This is a genomic window from Microbacterium amylolyticum (assembly GCF_011046975.1).
Classification (GTDB): domain Bacteria; phylum Actinomycetota; class Actinomycetes; order Actinomycetales; family Microbacteriaceae; genus Microbacterium; species Microbacterium amylolyticum.
Map to the genome: position 1 here is coordinate 429,523 of NZ_CP049253.1, position 15,320 is coordinate 444,842.

General features: G+C 64.3%; 17 protein-coding genes. 1 reads left to right on the plus strand and 16 read right to left on the minus strand.

The features are described from left to right. Positions 1 to 75: 75 nt before the first annotated feature. Genes lgt through rpe form a run of 11 tightly spaced genes read right to left on the minus strand, consistent with a single transcriptional unit; the run spans position 76 to position 7,770 of the window. The gene (lgt, locus tag G6N81_RS02240; protein ID WP_165132502.1) at positions 76 to 1,062 is read right to left on the minus strand and encodes a prolipoprotein diacylglyceryl transferase; all 987 of its coding nucleotides are present in this window, start codon (positions 1,060 to 1,062) and stop codon (positions 76 to 78) included. 35 nt (positions 1,063 to 1,097) lie between these two features. Then, on the minus strand, positions 1,098 to 1,889 hold the full coding sequence (gene trpA / locus G6N81_RS02245; protein WP_165132505.1) for a tryptophan synthase subunit alpha: 792 nt from the start codon (positions 1,887 to 1,889) through the stop codon (positions 1,098 to 1,100). Beyond that, positions 1,886 to 3,094, minus strand: coding sequence for a tryptophan synthase subunit beta (gene trpB, locus G6N81_RS02250; protein WP_165132508.1), 1,209 nt, complete (start codon positions 3,092 to 3,094; stop codon positions 1,886 to 1,888). The genes trpA and trpB overlap by 4 nt, the downstream gene beginning before the upstream one ends. A 3-nt stretch (positions 3,095 to 3,097) precedes the next feature. Then, entirely contained in the window at positions 3,098 to 3,886 is a 789-nt protein-coding gene (trpC, locus tag G6N81_RS02255; protein ID WP_165132511.1) for an indole-3-glycerol phosphate synthase TrpC, read from the minus strand. Then, complete coding sequence (locus tag G6N81_RS02260) at positions 3,886 to 4,119, minus strand: DUF6704 family protein (RefSeq protein ID WP_165132514.1); 234 nt, start codon at positions 4,117 to 4,119, stop codon at positions 3,886 to 3,888. Before G6N81_RS02260 ends, trpC begins: the two co-directional genes overlap by 1 nt. Before the next feature lie 56 nt (positions 4,120 to 4,175). After that, positions 4,176 to 4,826, minus strand: a complete 651-nt coding sequence (locus G6N81_RS02265) for a Trp biosynthesis-associated membrane protein (protein ID WP_241245028.1) — start codon at positions 4,824 to 4,826, stop codon at positions 4,176 to 4,178. Further along, positions 4,823 to 5,188: a phosphoribosyl-AMP cyclohydrolase gene (gene hisI / locus G6N81_RS02270; protein ID WP_206527890.1), complete on the minus strand. Its 366-nt coding sequence runs from the start codon at positions 5,186 to 5,188 to the stop codon at positions 4,823 to 4,825. Before hisI ends, G6N81_RS02265 begins: the two co-directional genes overlap by 4 nt. Beyond that, positions 5,185 to 5,979, minus strand: coding sequence for an imidazole glycerol phosphate synthase subunit HisF (hisF, locus tag G6N81_RS02275; protein ID WP_165132517.1), 795 nt, complete (start codon positions 5,977 to 5,979; stop codon positions 5,185 to 5,187). Before hisF ends, hisI begins: the two co-directional genes overlap by 4 nt. Continuing rightward, the gene (gene hisG, locus G6N81_RS02280; protein ID WP_165132520.1) at positions 5,966 to 6,808 is read right to left on the minus strand and encodes an ATP phosphoribosyltransferase; all 843 of its coding nucleotides are present in this window, start codon (positions 6,806 to 6,808) and stop codon (positions 5,966 to 5,968) included. The genes hisF and hisG overlap by 14 nt, the downstream gene beginning before the upstream one ends. Before the next feature lie 43 nt (positions 6,809 to 6,851). Continuing rightward, on the minus strand, positions 6,852 to 7,115 hold the full coding sequence (locus G6N81_RS02285; RefSeq protein ID WP_165132523.1) for a phosphoribosyl-ATP diphosphatase: 264 nt from the start codon (positions 7,113 to 7,115) through the stop codon (positions 6,852 to 6,854). Positions 7,116 to 7,149: 34 nt separating this feature from the next. Further along, positions 7,150 to 7,770 carry a ribulose-phosphate 3-epimerase gene (gene rpe / locus G6N81_RS02290; RefSeq protein ID WP_241245101.1) on the minus strand — a complete coding sequence of 207 codons (621 nt, stop codon included), beginning with the start codon at positions 7,768 to 7,770 and terminating at the stop codon, positions 7,150 to 7,152. A 115-nt stretch (positions 7,771 to 7,885) separates the two neighbouring features. Here rpe and G6N81_RS02295 point away from each other — a divergent pair, with 115 nt between their 5' ends. Continuing rightward, on the plus strand, positions 7,886 to 9,316 hold the full coding sequence (locus G6N81_RS02295; RefSeq protein ID WP_165132529.1) for a hypothetical protein: 1,431 nt from the start codon (positions 7,886 to 7,888) through the stop codon (positions 9,314 to 9,316). A gap of 48 nt (positions 9,317 to 9,364) precedes the next feature. Here G6N81_RS02295 and G6N81_RS02300 read toward each other — a convergent pair whose 3' ends face one another. The 5 genes from G6N81_RS02300 to rpoZ all read right to left on the minus strand — a co-directional run bounded on the left by G6N81_RS02300 (position 9,365) and on the right by rpoZ (position 15,311). Beyond that, complete coding sequence (locus G6N81_RS02300) at positions 9,365 to 10,783, minus strand: RsmB/NOP family class I SAM-dependent RNA methyltransferase (protein ID WP_165132532.1); 1,419 nt, start codon at positions 10,781 to 10,783, stop codon at positions 9,365 to 9,367. Continuing rightward, positions 10,780 to 11,700 (minus strand): methionyl-tRNA formyltransferase, encoded by a 921-nt coding sequence (gene fmt, locus G6N81_RS02305; protein ID WP_165137606.1) that lies wholly within the window; start codon positions 11,698 to 11,700, stop codon positions 10,780 to 10,782. Before fmt ends, G6N81_RS02300 begins: the two co-directional genes overlap by 4 nt. A gap of 47 nt (positions 11,701 to 11,747) precedes the next feature. Further along, on the minus strand, positions 11,748 to 13,715 hold the full coding sequence (locus G6N81_RS02310; RefSeq protein WP_241245029.1) for a primosomal protein N' family DNA-binding protein: 1,968 nt from the start codon (positions 13,713 to 13,715) through the stop codon (positions 11,748 to 11,750). 44 nt (positions 13,716 to 13,759) lie between these two features. Beyond that, on the minus strand, positions 13,760 to 14,950 hold the full coding sequence (gene metK / locus G6N81_RS02315; protein WP_165132535.1) for a methionine adenosyltransferase: 1,191 nt from the start codon (positions 14,948 to 14,950) through the stop codon (positions 13,760 to 13,762). A gap of 103 nt (positions 14,951 to 15,053) precedes the next feature. Continuing rightward, positions 15,054 to 15,311 carry a DNA-directed RNA polymerase subunit omega gene (gene rpoZ / locus G6N81_RS02320; protein ID WP_165132540.1) on the minus strand — a complete coding sequence of 86 codons (258 nt, stop codon included), beginning with the start codon at positions 15,309 to 15,311 and terminating at the stop codon, positions 15,054 to 15,056. Positions 15,312 to 15,320 lie beyond the last annotated feature (9 nt).

A 15,320-nucleotide genomic window follows, 5' to 3' on the forward strand; every position in this document is an offset into this window, starting at 1 on the left:
CGACGGCAACCGGTGAAGGGGTTGGGTGGGGGTGTACGAAGTGCGGTGACCTGGTTTCTCAGGTCTCGCTCGTTATCACTTCGCGGCTGCTGTGCTTGTGGCGGCGGCCGTTGGGCTAACTTCCGACGACTCAGGCTCACTGGTGTCGACGTACTCGTCGGTGTCGTCCGATGCTATCCCATTCCCGGACCACCCATTGTGCCCGGGGCGGTACGGCGAGGGCTCCTGACCGGTGTGACGGCGCTGGAGGAAGAGAACAAAAAGCCCGATCACGATCGCGAGGATCGCTGCCCAGACGTTGGTGCGCAGGCCCAGAATGATTTCGCTGGGATCGATGCGAATCGACTCCCACACAACACGTCCAGCGCCGTACCAGATGAGGTATGCGGCGAACAGGCGCCCCCACTGCATCGCCGTGCGGCGACCAAGCCAGAGGAGAACGATCACGCCGAGTCCGTTCCACAGCACCTCATAGAGGAACGTGGGGTGGAACAGGGTGTCTGCCGGCAGCCCGGCCGGAATCGCGTGGTTTCCCGGATCGATTTCAAGACCCCAGGGCAGGTCGGTTGGTAGCCCGAACAGCTCCTGGTTGAACCAGTTGCCGAAGCGTCCCATCGCCTGTGCGAGGAGGAGGCCCGGTGCCAACGCATCGGCAAACGTCGCGAAGCGAATGCCCGTGAAACGGCACCCGATATAAGCACCGATTGCACCGCCGATCAACGCACCGAAGATCGCGATTCCGCCATCCCAGATGTTCCAGATCGCATCTGTGACGAACGGGTTCCACCACTCACGACCCGCGCTGAAGTAGAAGTCGAAGTGTGTCAGAACGTGGTAGGCGCGCGCTCCGATGAAGGCCATCAAAACGGCAGGAAAACCAACGTCGATCACGACCCACGGTTCCGCCCCACGCCGTGTCAGGCGATAGTGCGTGAGCAACGTCGCGGCGATGATCCCCGCAAGGATGCACAGAGCATAGAAGTGGATCGTCAGAGGACCCAGCTCAATGTAACTGGTCGATGGGCTCGGAATGCTCGCGGGGAGCGCAGGCGAAGACAGCATGATGGGGTGAGTCTACGTCTTTCTAAGAAGAGGAGTCAGGATGCGCGGACGGTGCCAGCCGCAAGCTCGCGCGCCTTCGCGGCAAGTCCTTCGACACCGCCATCACGAAGTGCACGAACAAGCGCTGTACCAACAATCGCGCCGTCGGCGTAGGAAACGACACCGCTCACGTGTTCGGGCGTCGAGACGCCGATGCCAACGCAGGCACGCTCGGCGCCATGGTCTCGCAGGCGTCCGATGAGCGTACGAGCAGCCTGGTCGAGATCCTGGCGCTCGCCCGTGATGCCCATCGTCGAGACCGTGTAGACGAATCCGCTCGAGACCTCGACGATCATGCGCAGGCGCTCATCACTCGATGTAGGCGCTGCGAGAAAAACCTTGTCCAGGCCGTGCTCATCGGCGGCGGTGATCCACTCCCCTGCCATGTCCGGGGTGATGTCAGGCGTGATCAGGCCGGCGCCGCCGGCGGCGGCGAGATCAGCCGCGTAGCGCTCAACGCCGTACTGCACCACAAGGTTCCAGTACGTCATCACGAGAACCGGAACATCGGTGCGCGCCGTGATCCCTCGAACGACATCGAATAGGTCGGAGGTGCGGAATCCCGCGACAAGAGCCGCGTTCGTGGCCACCTGAATGACCGGACCATCCATGACCGGATCGCTGTACGGCGGGCCAATCTCAATGACGTCGGCGCCGTTTTCTGCCAGAGCAACTGCCGCCTCAATCGACTCGGCGATCGAGGGGTAGCCGGCGGGAAGGTAGCCGACGAACGCACCACGGCCCTCGGCCTGTGCGGCGTCAATTGCCTTCTCAACAGCCGACGTCATCGCTCGTCCCTTTCGTCGTACAGCCCGAAGTACTTCGCAGCCGTATCCATGTCTTTGTCTCCGCGGCCCGACAGGCACACGGCCAAAACAGCGTCGGGGCCGAGTTCTTGTCCGATGCGTAGCGCTCCGGCGAGAGCGTGAGCGGACTCGATCGCGGGAATGATCCCCTCCGACTCGGTCAGCAAGCGCAGCGCATGCATTGCCTCGTCGTCCGTTGCGGGAATGTAGGTTGCCCGGCCGGTGGCGGCCAACCATGCGTGCTCAGGACCGACGCCCGGATAATCGAGACCAGCCGAAATCGAGTGAGACTCGATCGTCTGGCCATCGTCATCCATCAGAACGTAGGTTTTCGCTCCGTGCAGAACGCCCGGACGTCCGCGCTCAATCGACGCCGCATGACGCACGGTGTCGATTCCGTCGCCCGCCGCCTCAACGCCGTACAGCTTTACCGACTCATCATCGATGAACGCGTCGAACATCCCGATCGCGTTCGATCCGCCGCCAACGCAGGCGAGAACGGCATCGGGCAACGCGCCGGTTTTCGCCAGGATCTGCTCGCGTGCCTCTTCCGAGATGATCTTCTGGAAATCGCGCACCATCGCCGGGAATGGGTGCGGGCCTGCGGCCGTTCCGAAAACGTAGTTCGTGGTCTCAACGCTTGCCACCCAGTCGCGGTATGCCTCGTTGATCGCGTCTTTCAGGGTGCGCGAGCCCGTTGTCACGGGAATCACCTCGGCGCCGAGAAGACGCATACGGGCAACGTTGAGAGCCTGACGCTCGGTATCGACCTCGCCCATGTAAATCGTGCAGGTGAGGCCGAACAGCGCCGCCGCCGTTGCCGTGGCAACACCGTGCTGTCCGGCCCCGGTCTCAGCGATAACGCGCGTCTTCCCCAGGCGCCGGGTGAGAAGCGCCTGGCCGAGCACATTGTTGATCTTGTGACTGCCGGTGTGGTTCAGATCCTCGCGCTTCAGAAAAACGCGCGCCCCACCCGCGTGCGCGGCGAACCGCGGAACCTCGGTGAGCGGAGACGGACGCCCGGCGTATTCGCTGAGCAGCTCAGCCAGTTCCCGGCGGAATTCCGGGTCGGCCATCGCGGCGGCGTGCGCAGCGTCCAGCTCGTCGATTGCGGCGATCAGCGATTCGGGCATATAGCGCCCACCGAAATCGCCGAAGAATGGTCCTGGCTGATCGCGCAGCGACATGGCTCAGATCCCTTCGGTTGCGGAAATAAAGGCCTCGAGGCTGGAAACGGGGTCTCCCGTCACAAGCGCCTCGCCGATCAGCGCCACATCGGCGCCCGCCCGGCGATAGTGAACAACGTCCTCTGGCGTGGAAACAGCCGATTCGGCCACAGCGATGGTGCCATCGGGAATCCCGGGACGTAGCCGTTCGAAGAGATCACGATCCAGCGTGAAATCGCTGAGGTCGCGAGCATTCACACCGATAATCGGAGCGCCAAGATCGGCGGCAATTGCGACTTCGTCAGCCGAATGCGCCTCGACAAGCGGCGTCATGCCCATCTCGGTGATGGCGCCGAACAGCTCCGCGAGCACGGGACGTTCCAGAGCCGAAACGATGAGAAGTACGAGGTCGGCACCCGCCGCACGTGCCTCTGTCACCTGGTAGCGGTTGGCGATGAAGTCCTTACGGAGAACCGGCAAGGAAACGCGCGCTTTCACCGCCGAAAGGTCGTCGAGCGATCCCTTGAATCGGCGCCCTTCCGTGAGCACGCTGATTGTCGATGCACCGCCCTGCTCATAGAGAGCTGCCTGATGTGCGGGATCGGGAATCGCCGCGAGGTCTCCGCGCGACGGGCTGGCGCGTTTGACCTCGGCGATCACGCGAATCGTGTCGCCACGTGAGAGGAACGCCACGGCGTCGCGTGCGGTGGGGGCATCCTCAGCGAGTCGCTCCACGACGGAAAGCGGGCGCTCGGCGCGACGCATTTCCGCATCCTCCACCGCCCCCGCAGTCAGGTCGGCGAGGAGAGACATCAGTGGGCCTTGGTCTGGTACTTGGGCCCGCGGACGCCGTAGCCGGCCTTCGACAGGATGACGCCGGTGATCGGTCCGACGACGAACAGTGCCGCAGACGCCCAAACGAGCCACATCTGGTCGATGAACAGTGCCACCGTGCCGATCGACAGTGCGACGAGCATGATGATGATGTTCGTCCAGGCTGCCGGAGAGTGGCCGTGTCCTGGATCGCCGATGGAGTTGTTGGTCATAGTGGTACTCCTCGAGAGGTGCCGGGGATGATGTCGAGTCTAGGGGATGTGCGAGGTCAAGCCTGCGGGGCCGCGCCGCGGGGCGGGTCGGGAGGCGTATCGGAAGAGCGAGTCGGATCGTCACCTCGTGAGAGGTCGTCCCACGAGTTCACCGCGTCTAGCGCACGGCCGTCTTCGGCGCCTTCGCGACTGGCTGCGGCGTCGTATCGCCGTCCGCCCTGTCGCCACTGGGAACCGGTCACGAGCGCGAGCACGCCTCCTGCTGCGATCAGAACGGAGAACAGCACGGTGAACCACGGCCATGCCGTGACGCTGACCGCGTCAACGAGTGCGGCGACCGATTCATCGCCCATGATCCCCGTATGATCCGTGACGACCGGCTGAAGTGCAGCAACGGGCGTGACAAGTGCCATCTGAAAGGACAGCGCGCCGAGGCCACCACCGAGGATGACAGCGAGCACACCGAGAACGTATCGCAGCACTTTACCGACGAGGGTGAGTGCCAGCGCGAGTGCCAGCGCGGCAAGGCTCAGCGGCTGCAGGAGCGGAAGCGCCTCGCTCCCGGCGGCAGGGATCGCAATGTCATCGACATGCGCCGTCGCCCATGTTTGGGTGGAGGAGATCACCGCAAGTGCGCCGCCGATGAGCATCAACAGAACGCTCGTCAAGCGGCCGCGGCGCACCGCGAACGCCGGCGCGGCCGTCACACGACCACCGGGCGCAGATCGCGCTCGTCGCCGTCAAAGCAGGTGCGCGTTCCCGTGTGGCAGGCCGCTCCCGTCTGCTCGACGAAGAGCAACACAACGTCTGCGTCGCAGTCCACGCGCGCGCCCTTGACGAGCTGGATGTGACCAGACGTGTCGCCCTTGCGCCAATACTGCTGGCGGCTCCGCGACCAGTAGGTCACCCGGCCAGAGGTCAGCGTTCGGCGCAGCGCCTCCTGATCCATCCACGCCATCATCAAAACGTCGCGCGTTTCGTGATCCTGCACAATGGCCGGAACAAGGCGATCACTGAACCGAATCCGTGAGATCCGCAGAGCAACGTCGAGATCCATGTCTTCAGTCATCGAACGAGCACCCCCTCGGCGCGCATGGCATCCTTCACATCTCCGATTGTCATCTGGCCCGAGTGGAAAACCGTTGCGGCAAGAACGGCGTCGGCCCCGGCTTTGACAGCCGGGGCAAAGTGAGCGGGGTCCCCTGCTCCGCCGGACGCGATGATCGGCACGCTCGACAGCTCACGAACGAGGGCCGTGAGCTCGAGGTCAAACCCCGCCTTCGTTCCGTCTGCATCAATCGAGTTGACGAGCAACTCACCCGCACCACGCTCGACGGCTTCTCGAGCCCACGCGAGGGCGTCGAGGTCTGTCTCCGTGCGTCCGCCGTGCGTTGTGACAACAAAGCCGCTCTCGGTGCGGTCTGCGCGCTTGATGTCCAGCGACAGCACGAGCGCCTGAGCACCGAAGCGATCAGCGATCTCATCGAGCAGAGCGGGTCGGCGAATCGCGGCGGAGTTCACGCCCACCTTGTCGGCTCCGACGCCCTGCAGGCGTGCCACATCATCAACCGAGCGCACTCCCCCGCCTACCGTGAGGGGAATGAACACCTGTTCAGCCGTGCGCTGAACGACGTCGTACATCGTTGCGCGCTCATCCACCGTTGCGCTGACGTCAAGAAAGGTCAGCTCGTCGGCGCCCTGTTCGAAGTACTGCCGCGCCAGCTCGACGGGGTCACCCATCACCCGCAGGTTCTGGAAGTTAACGCCCTTGACGACTTTGCCCTCGGAGACGTCGAGGCATGGGATGACCCGTGTTGCGACGCCGAGGTCGGCGGAAGTCGTTGTCTCAGAGCCGAGCATTGTGAATCGCCGTCACGAGAAGTGCGCGGGCTCCGAGGGCGTAAAGGTCGTCCATGATGCGATTCACCTCACGGCGCTTCACCATGACCCGGACCGCCACCCAGCCCGCGTTCTGCAAGGGCGAAACGGTGGGTGATTCCATGCCCTTGGCAACGTCGGACGCTTGCTCAAGAAGCTCACTCGGAAGGTCGTAATCGAGCATCACGTAGCGGCGAGCCACCAGCACGCCGCGAAGCCGGCGCAGGAGCGTTTCCACTCCCGGTGCCGTGCTCGGCCCCTGGATGAGAACCGCCTCGGACTTCAGCATCACGGGGCCGAAGATTTCAAGGCCGGCCTGACGCAAGGTCGTGCCGGTGGAGACGACATCAGCAACGGCGTCAGCGACGCCCAGGTCGACGGCTGATTCCACCGCGCCGTTGAGGGGCACGACGTCGACTGAGATGCCCTGTTCACGCAAGTACGACTCAACGAGGCCCGCATAGCTGGTGGCGACGCGCTTTCCGTCGAGGTCCTTCAGCTCACGAAAGGCACCATCGGGCGCAGCGAAGCGGAACGTGGACTCGCCAAAGCCGAGTGCCTCGATCTCTCGCGCTTCCGGCATCTGAACGTCGAGCAGGAGATCCCTGCCGGTCAGCCCGACGTCGAGGGCACCGCGTGCCACATAGGTCGCGATGTCACGGGGGCGCAGATAGAAGAACTCAACGCCGTTCGCCTCGTCGAGGAGGTGGAGGGTTTTTGAGTCTCGACGCGTGGCGTAGCCGGCTTCTGCCAGCATCTGCACGGCGGTCTCGGACAGCGAACCCTTGTTGGGAATGGCAATGCGGAGCACGGAGGTGTCTTTTCTGATCGAGCGGGTGGGGTCGGGAACGCGATCAGAGATGTCGGTATACGTCCTGCACGGTGAGACCCTTGGCGATCATCATCACCTGCAGGTGATACAGCAGCTGCGACATCTCTTCGGCTGCTTCCTCGTCAGACTCGTATTCGGCAGCCATCCACACTTCTGCGGCCTCTTCAACGATCTTCTTGCCGATGAAGTGCACACCGCGGTCGAGCTCCTCGACGGTTCCCGAGCCTTCAGGTCGCGTCTGAGCTTTTTCGCTCAGCTCAGCGAACAGGTCCTCGAACGTTTTCACTCGTCAAGGTTACCGGTTCGCGCAGGGCTCCAGGTCACGGCGTGTGGCTGTGCGCTCTGGCAAGTTCCCGAAGTTCGCCGATGCGGCCGTCGATATCGTCGGCTCCGAACACCGCCGAGCCCGCGACGAAGGTGTTCGCCCCGGCGGCAGCGGCCTGTTCGATCGTGCCGGGGGCGATGCCGCCGTCCACCTGCAACCACACATTGGAACCGCGGCGATGCGCCTCCTCCGAAACCGTGCGGAGCTTATTCATCATGCTCGCCATGAAACCCTGGCCACCGAAGCCCGGCTCAACCGTCATGATGAGCACCTGATCGAACTCATCGAGGTGCTCCAGCAGGGGCTCAATGGGCGTCCCCGGCTTCACGGCAACACCAGCGCGGGCGCCGATTTCACGCAAACGACGTGCCAAGAGAACGGGGTTCTGCGAGGCTTCCGCGTGAAAAGTAACGGACGCCGCACCGAGCTCGGCGTAGCCGGGACCCCAGCGATCCACGTCGGAGATCATCAGATGCACGTCCAAGGGGATCGGGCTCGTCTGCTGCACGCGCTCGACCATCTGCATTCCGAACGTGAGATTCGGCACAAAATGGTTGTCCATCACGTCCACGTGCACGAGATCAGCGCCGGAGATCCTCTGAAGGTCGCGCTCCATGTTCACGAAGTCAGCGGACAAAATACTCGGGTTGATGCGCGGCGCAGGAGGAAAAGTCACCCATCCATTATCGCCCTGGCGGATACGATAGGCCGCCGGAGCGGGAGGAATGAACGTGAGCAGCAACGATTTTCCCTGGCGGAAGAACGACGGGGACGAGCCCACTGACGGCGACGCCTATTCATGGGATCGCCGGTTCCCCTGGCAGAAGAATGACGACGTGCTCGGCGAAGGAGACGAGGACGGAGGCTCTCTCGAGTCAGAATCCCCCGTCGCACCGCCCGGTGACCCCGTGGTCAGCGAACCAGACGGTCCCATGGTCAGTGATCCAGTCGATCCCGTTGTCAGTCGTCGCGAGAGCAGCGACAACCTCCCCATGCCGGACGAAGAAACCGAATCACACGACGAGCGGGGTATCACGGCCGACACCCCCACTTCCGAGCCGGATGTCCTCCCGGAACAAGGAACTGCGGCAGCGATCCCGCCCTCCGTAAAAAAGGCCCGCTCGGGGTGCGGGGGCTTAGTCGTCATTATCGGAATTGTCGTGATTATTTTCGTCGCCATCGGAGGTTTCAGCGGCGTAGGGGCCATCTTCGAACGGTTCTCTCCCGGTCTGAGCGAAAGAGACACCGCGCAGATCACGCAGAGCATCGATAGCCTTCTGGAAGACGTGCAGCGGCGCGATGCTGAGGCCGTTCTTGCGCACTACTCAGATGTCATCTTCGAGTCAGACGCCCTCCTCACCCAGGAGATCCTCGATGCTTCCCAGGAACTCGCGCCGCTGCGCAGCTGGAGCGTCGAGGAGGTCGCGTTGCGCGAGAATTCACGTCGGGTAGGCGTTGCCACCGTCCACGCCCAGTTTGGGGAGGTCTCGACAGACATCCATTTCCCCATCGCCGAGGAAACGCGAGGAGGAGAAACGGCCTGGCGTCTCCAACTCACCAGCTCGGCCAGCATGCTGCGCGCTGACGACAACTTCGATATCACCGTCTTCGAAACATTCACGCTTGCGGACGACGACGCGCGATACGTCCTGTTCCCCGGGGTCTACCTGATCGACTACGGAGTGCGTCACGTCACGCTTGTCGACGGCGCGATGCCCCGAGAAGCCGGCGCAACGATGGCGGCTTTTCCGTACGAAGGCGAGTACGGCCGGTACCTCAGCGCCTCGCCCGATGGCGTGGATGCGTACGTTGATGCTGTCTCGACGGAACTCAGCGAATGCATCGCATCACGCGAGCTGACCACACCGTGCTTCTCTCTCGGCGACGAGGAACTCGCTGATGTCGACGCGACCGCGTTCATCGACGGCACGGTGCACCGCGAGCTCTACGATGACCCCGCCGTTGACCCAGAGCGCGTGAGTTACCGGCCCGCTGAGCCCATGCTGCTCTCCGGACGCACGGTTCCGATGCTCATCAGTGAGGTTGGCTGTGTGATCGACGGCGCCGAGGACACGTGCCGGGTATACCAGGGCGTCGGAATCATCGCGGTAGATTTCTCCGGCGAAGAGCCCACCGTTGTGTGGGAACACTCCTCCCCCTGATCGTCACCGCTGTGTCATCGCGGAGACGATCAGGGGCCGAACGGGCGGCTATTCCTTGCGAATGAGAGCCAGGAACATTCCGTCTGTCTGGTGGCGGTGCGGCCACAGCTGAGCAACGGGCAGACCGTCTTCGCGTTCAGCGATGTCGATCTCACTGCGCGAAACATCACGGATCGCTTCGCGTGCGTCCATCAGCGAGATGTTCGCCACCTTGTCGCGAACTTCGTTCACGACGCCTACCGTCTCTGCGAGGTGTGGCGAACACGTGACGTACGCAACGATCCCGCCCGGCTTGAGGGCCCCGATCGCGGCCGTCAACAACTCCGCCTGGAGCATCGTCAGCTGCGCGATGTCTGATGCGCTCTTGCGCCACCGCGCCTCGGGCCGGCGCCGGAGTGCCCCCAGGCCGGTGCATGGCGCGTCGACAAGAATCCGGTCGAACGTATCGGGGTGCGCCTCGGCGAAATCGCGACCATCCCGCTCATGAACCGTGATCTCCTCGGGAAGCGCCTCGAGGGCACGACGAACGAGCCCGGCACGCGCGGGAACGAGCTCATTCGCCTCGAGCGTCGCCCCCACCCCGCGGGCTTCTGCGGCAAGCAACGCCGTTTTCCCACCCGGTCCCGCGCACAAGTCCAGCCATCGTTCCCCGGCGGCGGCGTTTCCGACACGGGAAAGCGCGAGAGCAACGAGCTGCGATCCTTCGTCCTGCACGCGGATGGCCCCGCCCGATGCGCGAACGATGCGTTCGGGGTCTCCGGCGGCAGCACGCGACCCGACGGGGGAATACGGCGTTCGCGGCTCTGCGGTTTCTGCGAGCCCCGGGAGAGAGACGAGTGTGACGGAGGGCGAGGCATTGTCAGCTTCGAGGAGGTCTTCCAGCTCGTCTGATCGTCCTTCCGCCTTCAGCGCGCGGCGCATGCCGCGAATGATCCAGACCGGATGGGACGAACGCATGGCGAGCAGCTCATCGTCGGAGCGCGCCGCGTCCGCCAGCGCGGCATCCCATTCCTCAGCGGTTTGACGAGAAACGCGGCGCAGAACGGCGTTGGCAAAGCCCGCCGCCTGTTTGCCCGCCGAAAGTGAGGCCAGGGCAACGGATTCGTTCACGGCCGCATGAGGGGCAACTCGCGTTGCCAACAGCTGGTGGACTCCAAGTCGCAGGGCGTCGAGAACGGGCGGATCGATCTCGTCGATCTGGCGACCGGACGCGATCTCGATCATCGCGTCGTATGTGCCACGGCGCCGAAGCGTGCCATAGGTGAGCTCGGTGGCAAGTGCGGCGTCTGCCGTCGACAGTCCGGCCCGTACGATTTCCTTCGGCAGGAGCAGGTTTGCGTACGCGTCGTCGGCCGTTGTTGCGCGAATGACGGTGAAGGCGACTTCTCGCGCAAGCTGTACGCGCGGAGCAGGCCGATCACGCTGTGTGCGCCGCGGCCGAGGGAGGCGCCCCTGTGCATCATTCATGATCCGAGCACCACTCCTTCACGCTGTCCACGGAACCAGTCGTCCGCGGCCATGCGCGCCTTCCCCGCTGGCTGAACCTGCTGCAGCACGATCGCATCGGTGGACGTACCGACGAGAACCCCATCAGCGTGTTCACGCAGGTGGCCAGGCGAGAGCGGCTCAACGCCTTCCGCCCTGGTCGCGCTGTGGATCTTGAATCGCGCACCATCGATCGTCGTGTGCGCACCAGGTTCGGGCGTCACGCCGCGATAGCGGGCCAAAACGGAATCAGCATCCAACGAAAAGTCGAGCAGTCCATCATCGATCGACAGTTTGTGCGCGATCGTCGGTTCGCCCGTCTGGGGCGCTGCCGACGCCGTTCCGGAGGCAATATCTCGAACCGTGCCGCACAAGAGGTCGGCCCCCGTCACCGCGAGGTGTTCGAGAACCTCTCCCGCCGTCTCATCGGCACCCGGCGCGTACGTCAACTCGGAAAATACGTCCCCGGCGTCGAGCGCGGGAACAAGCTGGAAAACGGCAGCCCCCGTCACGGTGTCTCCGGCCATGAGAGCACGCTGAACGGGCGCGGCGCCGCGCCAACGCGGCAACAGGGAGAAGTGAAGGTTGATCCAACCGTGAGCAGGAACCGAGAGGAGGGGCTCACGCACAAGCCCGCCATAGGCCACGATCACACCGAGATCGGGCTCGAGCGCAGCGATTCTGGCCGTGGCATCATCATCGAGCCTCGCCGCGGCGATCGTCTCGATTCCGAGCTCTGATGCCACCTGCGCAACGGGCGAGGGAGTGAGAATCCGCTTGCGCCCTTGTGGGGCATCAGGCCGCGTCACCACTGCGACAACGTCGACGGCTGGATCGGCGTGCAGCGCGCGCAACGAGGGAACCGCAACCGACGGAGTTCCTGCATAGACAACGCGCAACGGGGTATGCGGCATGTCACATCCTCTCTCGAGAGCCTCGGCCCTCTTTACAGCTCGGGATCGATGATGTCGAACCGCACAGCGAGTGTATTCGCCTGCGGCCGAGAGCGACCCGAAGTCTTCTCCTTGACCCGCGTACGGGCCCGCGAGGTGATCGAGGCCTCGACCACCGACGCCCGCAGGCTGGCGGCAACAGCGGGACCACGACCGTAGTCGAACCGGATCAGCGCCCGTGCCCGTTTTCTTCCGCTGATATCGGTCTGCGGAACCGGACCAAGAACGGCATCGTCAGCCAGTCCGTCGACGTCGGCGCGCAAGCGCGCAAGCGCGGCATCGACAAGGTCGGTATCGCCGTCAATCCGGGCAACACGTGCGGCGGGGGGCATCCGCAGGGGTGCGCGCTCCGCGATTTCCGAACGCGCATACGCCGGCTGAGTCCACGTTGCGAGGGCGCGGGCAACGGGGCCGGTGACCCCAACGAGATGCACAGCAGCACCCTCAGCGGCCAACGCCGCGGCGTTCGACCACCATCGAAGGCAGGATTCGCCAATGCGCAAGTCTGGTGCTTGCAGCATGCGATCACCGTCGAGAAGCAGCACCATCCGATACCCCGCCCGTGCCAGCGGCTCGGCTCCGCGTGTCGCGACGACCAGCGCGGGAACATCGTCGACCTCATGAACCGGGTGGGTTCCGTCGGCGATGATGATGCGGACTCCCGGGAACGCCCGGCCGAGCTCATCGGCCGTACGCTCGGACCCGGAGGACGCCAAACGCACCTGCACCGACTCGCACTCCGGGCACGCCCAACGCAACGCCCCACGTCCACACCAGGCGCACACCGGCGTCGCCCCGCGGGCAGGCGCGTGGAGCGAACCTCCGCACGAGGTGCACCGCGCGGGGCTTCGGCAGCTGGCGCACACGAGTGTTGGGGCGTACCCCGGCCTGGCCACCTGAACGAGAACGGGGCCAACATCTAGTGCCTCGCGCGCCGCACGAAATGCTGCGGAGGGGATACGGCCGGTGTGCGGGGTGTCCTGGGGTGCGCCGAGCGTCACCTTCGGCGAGGTGCGTCGCGCGGCAGGAACATCGTGCACGAAACCGATGCCAACGAGACGCTCTACATCACTTGTGCGGGTATGCCCGCAGAACATAAGCGCACCGCCATCCAAGCTTTGCCGCACAAGCGCGGCGTCGCGGGCATGAACGTACGGCGCGTGCCGTTCCTCAAAGGAGGCATCTCCGTCGTCCCAGATCGCGAGAAGCCCCAGATCAACGACCGGCGCGTAAACGACCGAACGCTTGCCAATCACGATGCACGGAGCGTCTTCGAGCGTGCGGAGATAGGACTGATAGCGCTCAGGACGGGGCTGATCGGCGTCGAGCCGGACAATCGATGAGGAGGGAACGAGCGTGAGCAAACGCGCGTGGAGGACCTCAAGGTCCCGGTGGTCGGGAACGGCGAGAACTGCTGAGCGGCCACCTGCGAGGGTTACCGCCGCGGCCGACGCCACGAGCCGCGTCCACTGCGGGAGGCCCTCCCCCACTCCGGGAGGCGCACACACAGCAACGCGCTCGCCCGCCTGGAGATGGTCGGCGAGGCCCGGGTACTCGTCGAGAGCCTCGCCGGCGGCGCGGAGTTCTTCCGCCAGCACAACGGGAATCTCACTCGCATCACTCGCAAGCCACGCTTTCTCGGCCCGCACCATGCGCTTCGGGACGGCCAGCCGGATCACGTCGATCGCCGACCCCGCCGCACGATCGGCAACCGCACGGGCCAGCCGGGCCAGCCGCGGAGGAAGCACCGGCGCTGCGGAGACGACGTCTTCGATCTCGGCGAGCACCCGGGCGTGGTCTTCTTCTACGGCCACATCGACAACGAACGCCTCCAGCACGCGGCCAGCCGATCGCAGCGGAACCTTAACGCGCACGCCAACCTGGACGTGGCGGACAAACTCAGGCGCAATCGCATAGTCGAACACACGATCCAGCTGCGGAAGCAGCGAATCGACGATCACGCGCGCGATCGGACGCGGCGCGGGCGGGGCGTCCGGCACGGCGTTCAGAGGCCGGCTGCTGCTCGCAGCTCGTCGACACGGTCGGTGCGCTCCCAGGTGAACTCAGAAAGCTCCCGGCCGAAGTGACCGTACGCTGCCGTCTTCGCATAGATCGGACGCAGCAGATCGAGGTCGCGGATGATCGCCGCAGGCCGCAGATCGAACACCTGGCCGATCGCATCGGAGATCACGCTATCGGGCACGTGTCCGGTGCCGAACGTCTCGACATAGAGACCAACAGGGCGTGCCCGACCAATGGCATACGCCACCTGCACCTCGAGGCGGTCGGCCAGGCCTGCCGCGACGACGTTCTTCGCCACCCAGCGCATCGCGTATGCCGCCGAGCGGTCGACCTTTGACGGGTCTTTTCCGCTGAAGGCGCCGCCGCCGTGCCGCGAGGCACCACCGTACGTATCGATGATGATCTTGCGCCCTGTCAGTCCGGCGTCTGCCTTGGGTCCGCCAAGAATGAAGCTGCCAGAGGGATTGATGTGCAGGTCAACATGTGACAGGTCGAGACCCGTCTCTTCCAGTACCGGACGAATCACCAGGCGCTCGACGGCCTCAGCAAGATCTTCTTTGGCGATGTCGGGGCTGTGCTGCGTCGAAAGAACAACAGTTTCGACGGTCTTCGGAGTCTGTCCGTCGTACCCGAGCGTCACCTGCGTCTTGCCGTCGGGGCGCAAAAACGCCAGTTCACCCGACTTCCGAACCTTCGTCAGGCGCTCTGCCAGACGATGCGCCGTCCAAATGGCCATCGGCATGAACTCGGGCGTCTCGTTCGTGGCGTAGCCGAACATGATGCCCTGATCGCCGGCCCCCTGGCGGTCTAAAGCGTCATCGTCATCGCCGCCGCGGTGCTCTTCGCTGGTGGTGACGCCGTCACCGATCTCCTGCGACTGCTCGCCGACGGAAACCGTCACTCCACACGAGTCGGCGTCGAATCCGAGATCGCTCGACGTGTAGCCGATTCCCCGGATCACGTCACGCACGATCGAGGAAATATCGGCGTAGCCGTCCGTGCGAATCTCGCCGGCGACGTGCACGAGGCCGGTTGTCACCAGGGTTTCGACCGCAACACGGGCGTTGGGGTCCTGCGTGAGCAGCGCGTCGAGAACACTGTCGCTGATCTGGTCGCAGATCTTGTCGGGGTGTCCCTCGGTGACGGACTCGGACGTGAAAAGGCGCAGACTCATGGCGAACCTCGGTGAGACGGTGAATGGGACGAAAGTCAGGATGTCAGAAGACCCCCGACAATCGAATGACGGGGGTCTTCTGATTACGCGCGCGTCGTGGAGATTACTCCCCGGCGGGACGCATGCGGAGCTTGTCCTCGTGGATCTCGCGGAGCGCGATCGAGAGGGGCTTGTCTTCAACTGCCGAGTCAACCAGCGGGCCGACGTTGTCGAAGAGCGAACCCTCCTGCAGATCGGTGTAGTAGTCGTTGATCTGACGGGCGCGCTTGGCGCCATAGATCACGAGCGAGTACTTCGACTCGACGCGATCGAGCAGTTCATCGATCGGCGGGTCAATAATGCCCTTGTTCTCCGTGGCCATGTGCCATCC

Bases quoted from the DNA above. Each gene is read 5' to 3' on its own strand.
- lgt (WP_165132502.1), bottom strand. From the start codon at position 1,062: ATGCTGTCTTCGCCTGCGCTCCCCGCGAGCATTCCGAGCCCATCGACC.
- trpA (WP_165132505.1), bottom strand. From the start codon at position 1,889: ATGACGTCGGCTGTTGAGAAGGCAATTGACGCCGCACAGGCCGAGGGC.
- trpB (WP_165132508.1), bottom strand. From the start codon at position 3,094: ATGTCGCTGCGCGATCAGCCAGGACCATTCTTCGGCGATTTCGGTGGG.
- trpC (WP_165132511.1), bottom strand. From the start codon at position 3,886: ATGTCTCTCCTCGCCGACCTGACTGCGGGGGCGGTGGAGGATGCGGAA.
- G6N81_RS02260 (WP_165132514.1), bottom strand. From the start codon at position 4,119: ATGACCAACAACTCCATCGGCGATCCAGGACACGGCCACTCTCCGGCA.
- hisI (WP_206527890.1), bottom strand. From the start codon at position 5,188: ATGACTGAAGACATGGATCTCGACGTTGCTCTGCGGATCTCACGGATT.
- hisF (WP_165132517.1), bottom strand. From the start codon at position 5,979: ATGCTCGGCTCTGAGACAACGACTTCCGCCGACCTCGGCGTCGCAACA.
- rpe (WP_241245101.1), bottom strand. From the start codon at position 7,770: ATGGAGCGCGACCTTCAGAGGATCTCCGGCGCTGATCTCGTGCACGTG.
- G6N81_RS02300 (WP_165132532.1), bottom strand. From the start codon at position 10,783: ATGAATGATGCACAGGGGCGCCTCCCTCGGCCGCGGCGCACACAGCGT.
- metK (WP_165132535.1), bottom strand. From the start codon at position 14,950: ATGAGTCTGCGCCTTTTCACGTCCGAGTCCGTCACCGAGGGACACCCC.
- rpoZ (WP_165132540.1), bottom strand. From the start codon at position 15,311: ATGGCCACGGAGAACAAGGGCATTATTGACCCGCCGATCGATGAACTG.